Origin of the sequence: Amycolatopsis rhizosphaerae (genome assembly GCF_007713715.1) — a bacterium.
Taxonomy (GTDB): Bacteria; Actinomycetota; Actinomycetes; order Mycobacteriales; family Pseudonocardiaceae; genus Amycolatopsis_E; species Amycolatopsis_E rhizosphaerae.
Window position 1 is genome coordinate 1 of the sequence record NZ_VJWX01000542.1, and the last position, 4,713, is coordinate 4,713.

General features: G+C 71.3%; 4 protein-coding genes. 3 read left to right on the forward strand and 1 reads right to left on the reverse strand.

Features of this window, described 5'->3' with window-relative positions; all coding sequences use genetic code 11:
* The first annotated feature begins 75 nt into the window (after positions 1-75).
* The 3 genes from FNH05_RS32585 to FNH05_RS32595 all read left to right on the forward strand — a co-directional run bounded on the left by FNH05_RS32585 (position 76) and on the right by FNH05_RS32595 (position 2,266).
* Positions 76-555: a DUF6932 family protein gene (locus FNH05_RS32585; RefSeq protein ID WP_144592686.1), complete on the forward strand. Its 480-nt coding sequence runs from the start codon at positions 76-78 to the stop codon at positions 553-555.
* Positions 555-1,436 (forward strand): hypothetical protein, encoded by an 882-nt coding sequence (locus FNH05_RS32590; RefSeq protein WP_222426774.1) that lies wholly within the window; start codon positions 555-557, stop codon positions 1,434-1,436. The genes FNH05_RS32585 and FNH05_RS32590 overlap by 1 nt, the downstream gene beginning before the upstream one ends.
* A 161-nt stretch (positions 1,437-1,597) precedes the next feature.
* Positions 1,598-2,266 (forward strand): DUF4097 family beta strand repeat-containing protein, encoded by a 669-nt coding sequence (locus tag FNH05_RS32595; RefSeq protein ID WP_144592688.1) that lies wholly within the window; start codon positions 1,598-1,600, stop codon positions 2,264-2,266.
* Positions 2,267-2,392: 126 nt separating this feature from the next.
* Here FNH05_RS32595 and FNH05_RS32600 read toward each other — a convergent pair.
* The coding region (locus FNH05_RS32600; protein WP_144592689.1) for an ATP-binding protein at positions 2,393-4,713 on the reverse strand (2,321 nt) is incomplete at its 5' end.

Here is a 4,713-nt window from a genome sequence, read left to right on the forward strand (position 1 = left end):
CACTACCGGTGGACTGGCCGCCCACGACCTGACAGGCGTTCCGGCTCCGCCCGGTGGCACTGATAGGTTCTGGCCATGCCGCTCCCGCACTGGACCACGGAGGGCTTACTCCCGCCTGGGCGGCTTCCCGCCGATCTTGCCGACATCTACGAACGGCTCGTCTTCGACGCCCCCTACCAGAACGAGCGCGAAATCCTGTTCAGCGCATTGAACAGCTACCTCGGCGCCGTCGCCAGGATCATCCCCGGCGGTCGCGCCTGGATCGGCGGCTCGTTCATCGTGCGCGGCGATCGCGTGCCCAGCGGGCTGGACGTGGTGCTCATCCCGGACGACTGGGGCAGCCTCAAGCGCATGACCGGCCCGGCTCGTGACTCGCTCTACGGCCTGCTCACCCTTCGCGGCGTGATCATCGGCCAGCCCGCGATGTACCTCGACCAGGTGCAGCCCGTCGGCGGTCTGCTCGACGGCTTCCTGTGCTTCCCCGGCGACGAGGCGACCTGGGCGTACACCTGGTCCGGCCACGGCACACGCGGATTCCCCGAGGTGGTGTGGTGATGATGGAGTTCCGGCGGATCGCGGACGACATTCCCGGCGGGACCTGGCTCGACGATCTGGCCAGGGCGTCGGCGATGGCGGCCCACGCGAAGTTCGAGCGCACCAGCCGTTCGCCCCTGCTGCGGGTGTCGATGCTCGGCTCCACCAATCTGGACGCGTACACGTTCTCCGACATCAGCCGGGCGCTGCAGGACGCGACCGCCAAGATCGGGCACATCATCCGCAACCCGCAGGGCGAAGTCACCTACGTCCAGCCCGCCGACCGGGACAAGGCCCCGCTGATCCAGCGCGGCCAGGCGGGCAACACGATCTTCTTCGGGTTCCCGGAGCCGCCGCACGACGACGCGCTGATCCACGACGGGATCGAGACGCTGTCCGAGCGCGCGGTGAAGGAACTGTGCGACTTCCTGCCCGCCAACGGCTCGGACGACGGCGCGCTCGACGCGGTTCTGTTGCAGCGGGACACCGTGCGCAACGCCGTCAGCGACATCGTGAACGCCGTGATCAAGAACGTCGGGGTCGGCCTGCAGCTGACCCCCACCTCCGGCGACGAGGTGGCCCGCAGCATGACGCTGGAGCAGGCGAAGGTCCTGCACAGCAGCCTGCGCGAGTCCCGGGAGGCGGTCGGGTACGAGACGGTGACCGGCCGGCTCGACGGGGTCCGCACCCGGCGGCGGATCTTCTACCTGGAACGCGAGTCGGGCGGGTTCATCCAGGGCGCGGTCGCGCCGGACCTGCTGGAGGAGATCAAGGAGAACCTGGACCGGCCGGTGACCGCACGCCTGCGCGTGGTGCGCACCACCACGATCGACGGCAGGCGCGGCCGCCCGGTCCACGAACTCCTCGAGATCACTCCCGAAGTCAGCCTCTTCGACCACTGAGCGGGTTCCCTGAAGACCGCCGCGGGCGGTGCGTGTCAGTGGCCGTGTCAGTGGCCGTGTCAGTGCGGTGGCTGTCCGGTGTCAGTGCGGCCCTCGATCGTGGACTCCATCAAGTTCACCGGGGTCCACCTCAGCGGGCCCCCAACGAAGGAGGGCACGCCATGCCGACGTTCAACACCCCCCAGCCGATCTCCGCCGTCGTGGACATCCCCGCGGGGCACGTCCGGTTCCTCGCCGCCGACCGGGCCGACACCACGATCGAAATCCGGCCCGCGGACGCCGCCAAGGGCCGCGACGTGAAGGTGGCGGAGCAGACCAAGGTCAAATACGCCGACGGAGTCCTGCGCATCGAAGCCTCGGCGAAGAACCAGTACTTCGGCCCCTCCGGATACCTGCAGGTGACGGTCGGGCTGCCCGCCGGTTCCCGCCTCGAAGTGAAGGCGGCCAGCGTCGAACTCCAGGCCACCGGACGCTTCGGCGACGTCACCGTCGACAGCGAGCACGGCTCGATCCACCTCGACGAGGCCACCAGCGCCCGCCTCACCACCGTCGCGGGCGACATCTCTGTCGACCACCTCGACGGACCCGCGGAGATCCGCACCAGCAAGGGCGACATCCGCATCACCGAGGCCGTGCGCGGCACCGTCGTGCTACGCACCGAGGCCGGCGACGTGGAGATCGGCGCCGCCACCGGAGTCTCCGCCTCCCTCGACGCCGGCACCTCCCACGGCCGCATCCACAACTCGCTCAAGAACACCGAAGGCGCCGCCGCCCAGCTCACGGTTCACGCGACCACCACCGTCGGCGACATCGTCGCCCGCGGTCTTTGAGAAGAACGATCCGCGCGAGCGTGGGACTCAAGCACGAGAAGTGGATGGCCGTCTGGCGCTCCCCCATTGCGTCAGACGGCCGAGGGTGACCTTAACGCAGAAGAGGGAGCGGGGGCTAAGAATTCGCTAACTGTGTTCAAGGCCGAGAGCTGCGAGTTCGTCGGCCATGGTGCGGGTGATCCGGGGGCTGACCCGCCGGTACAGCGCGACCGACAGGCCGAGCTGGGCCCGGGCGCCTTCCCGGTCGCCGCGAACGCGCAGGATCCGCGCCAGGGTCAGCCTGCTCAGTGCCTCCTGCAGCAGGAAGCCCCGGTTCGCAGTCAGCTCGACGGCCTCGCGCGCGTAGCGGAGCGCCTCGTCGAAATCGCCGAGGTGCAGGTGGAGCTCACCGACGTTGTTGAGCGATGCGACGACATAACTGTCGTCGCCGAGCCGCCGGTCGATCTCCAGCGCCGCGAGCTGGTGCCGGATCGCGGCGGCATGGTCGCCCGCGCGCTTCTCCGCGTCCGCGCGGCGGTTCAGCGCCTGAACACGCTGTCCGAGATCGCCGGCGCGCGCGGCCTCCTCGGCCGTTTCCCGCAGGCAGTCGATGGCCTCCCGGTACCGCCCCTGCAGCGTAAGCGCACAGCCCCGATGGATCTTGGCCGCGATCGCCAGCCGCACATCAGGAAGCTCGCGGGAAAGCCCGAGCGCGGCTTCGGCGTCGGCGAGGCCGCGCTCCCCGAGTTCGTAGGTCAGCGCGAGGGCACACCGGGCGAGCAGCATCCACGCCCGCGCCTCCGCGCTGCCGGACGCCTCCGCAGAGGCCGTGCCGAGCTCCACCAGCCGCGACCATTCGTCCCACACCGGCCGCACGATCCGGTAGGTGTTCGCCACCCTGGTCAGGCGCCACACCTCGTCGTGCCGTCCGGCGTCCTGCGCCGCCGCCGCGGTCGCGATCAGGTTCGGCCACTCCGCGGCGAACCAGGCGAGCGCTTCGTCCACCGAGTCCAGTGCCGGCGCCACCACCGGCAGGCCGGTGAAATCGAGCGGGTCGATGACGCGCAGGAGTTTCCGGCGGGCCCGGTCGGCGACCGCCTGGTAGTAGCGCAACGACCGGTCCAGCACGTGTTCGCCGCGGGTGGCCAGTTCCCGCTGGTACAGGCGGACGAGATCGTGCTGGGTGAACACGTCCGGCCCGTTCTCGGTCAGCAGGTGGTGTGCGGCCAGCTCCCGGAGACGGGCACGGGCCGCGGGCACGGAAACCTCCTCGATGGCCGCGACCAAATGGGGTCCGGCGCTGCGCCCGGCCAGCACCCCGAGCGCGCGGAAGGTGCCCGCGGCCTCCGGGGACAGTCCCCGGTAGGACACGTCGAGCGCGGCGCGGACACTCACGTCGCCGATGTCGAGCGCGGTGAGCCGGGTCCGCTCACCGGCCAGCTCGGCCAGGTAATCCTCGACCCGCCATTCCTGCGCGCCGGCCAGCCGAGCCCCGGCGATCCGCAGGGCCAGGGGCAGATCGCCGCACAGCGCGGCGAGCCGCTCGTGCTGCTCGGCGGTTCCCGTCCCGGCCAGCTCGGCCAGCAGGCGCATCGAATCCCGTCGGGCCAGCGGATCGAGGCGGCGCACCGTCGCCGCGTGCGACACCACCAGCCCGTCGAGACGGCTCCGGCTGGTCACCACCGCCATGGTGCCCGGGGGCAGCAGCGGGCGGACCTGGTCGGCGGAGGCGGCGTCGTCGAGCACCACCAGCATGCGGCGGCCCTCGATCAGCGACCGGTACAGCGCGACCCGTTCTTCGAACCGCTCCGGCAGATCGGCCAGCGGCACACCGAGTCCCTGCAGGAACTGGGAAAGCACGTCGGCCGGTTCGACCGGCGGATGCTGCGGGTCGAAGCCGCGCAGGGCGGTGTACAGCGCTCCGTCCGGGAAGCGCCGCGACGCCTGCCGAGCCCAGGACACGACCAGCGCGCTCTTGCCGACCCCGGCGGCGCCGGTGAGCACCACGACGCCGTCCTCCGGAAGTCCGTCGAGCCACGCGAACTCCGCGCCGCGCCCGGCCAGCGGCCCTGGTGCGGGCGGGAGCTGCCGGGGCACGATCCGCGTCACGTCCACCATGGCGGGGGGCAGGGCAGGCGCCACGGGCGGCAGGTCGTCGTTCAGGATGCGTTCGTGCAGCGCCCGCAGCGATGGGCCGGGGTCGATGCCGAAGGAGTCGGAAACGTGCCGGGCCACCTGCCGGTACACGTCCAGTGCGTCGACGCGGCGGCCCGAGTAGTAGAGCGCGCGCATCAACTGCCCGGCGGTCCGCTCCGCACGCGGGTTCTCCCGCACCAGCGCGGACAGTTCGGCGATCAACTCGGCGTGCCTGCCCAGCGCCAGGTCGGCATCGATCCGTGCCCCGTGCACGGCCGCGCGCAGCTCGGCGAGTTCCGGCGCTCGGACCGGCACGTCCGACAGTTCCGGCC